Source organism: Streptomyces sp. NPDC002130, from assembly GCF_040296465.1.
In the GTDB taxonomy this organism is placed as follows: Bacteria; Actinomycetota; Actinomycetes; order Streptomycetales; family Streptomycetaceae; genus Streptomyces.
The window spans coordinates 1-1,225 of sequence record NZ_JBEOXI010001009.1; the positions used below are offsets into that span (position 1 = coordinate 1).

At 61.7% G+C, this 1,225-nt stretch carries 1 protein-coding gene; it reads left to right on the top strand.

The annotated features are described in order from the left end of the window. Nucleotides 1-219 precede the first annotated feature (219 nt). Nucleotides 220-1,225 (top strand): Na+/H+ antiporter NhaA (gene nhaA, locus ABT116_RS47885; protein WP_351647767.1); only part of this gene is annotated, 1,006 nt, incomplete at its 3' end.

Sequence of the window (1,225 nt, forward strand, 5' to 3'; positions counted from 1 at the left end):
AGTGGGATCCTGTCCCAATCAGTAGGAATTGAACACCCGCGGGGTTTTCCGGCGCAAATTCGGTTCGCGGATTCGGCTCAGCGGGCGATCCGCGATAAAATCCCGCAAAGGTGAGCCGGGAAGTCTGGTCGGCACGTGCATTCGATGCTTTACAACGTCGGTCACGTTCATGTCTGTTGCATCCGAACTCGGGTGCACGAACAAAGGTCGTCCCCACGCGTGATCTCCACTTTGCGTTCCGAACTGTCCCGCTATCTCCGTACCGAAACGGTGGGCGGATCGATACTCCTCATCGCCGCTGCTGTCGCTCTGATCTGGGTGAACTCACCTTTTGGTGAGAGCTACATCGCTCTGCGCGACTTCCAGATCGGCCCGTCCGCACTCCATCTCGACCTCAGCTTGGGCACGTGGGCGCAGGACGGACTGCTTGCCGTCTTCTTCTTCGTTGCCGGCCTCGAACTCAAACGTGAACTGGTGGTCGGCGAACTCGCGGACCGCAAAGCCGCGATGCTCCCGATCATCGCGGCGTGCGGCGGCGTCCTGGTCCCCGCGATCATCGCGGCGTCCATCGGTTTCGGCACGCCAGGCATGGACAAGGGCTGGGCCATTCCCGTCGCGACGGACATCGCTTTCGCCCTCGGCGTGCTCGCACTCACCGGCTCGAAGATCCCCGCGAGCGCCCGAGTCTTCCTGCTCAGCCTGGCCGTCGTCGACGATCTGCTCGCCATCATCCTCATCGCCGTACTGTTCACCGGTTCCCTCGCGATGTTGTGGCTGTTGACCGCGGCCGCAGCCCTCGCTGTCTACGCCTACGCTCAACACAAACGCATCACGACGCCGTTCCTCTACGTCCCGCTGGCACTACTGACCTGGTACGCGATGCACGAAGCGGGGATACACGCCACACTCGCGGGCGTCGCGCTGGGCTTACTCACCCGGGTCAGGCGTGATCCGGACGAGGAATACGCGCCCGGTAGCCGTCTCGAGCACCGCATTCAGCCTTACTCCGCAGGCTTCTGCGTCCCCGTCTTCGCACTGTTCGCCTCCGGTGTTCCGATCAACGCGGCTGTACTCGGCGACATCTTCACCGACCCTGTCGGGCAATCGGTTGTCGTCGGCCTTCTCGTCGGCAAAACCGTCGGAATCTTCGGAATTTCCCTGCTCGCGATCAAATTGGGGATAGCAACCAAACCCAAGACACTGGAATTGAGAGACATGTTTGCCC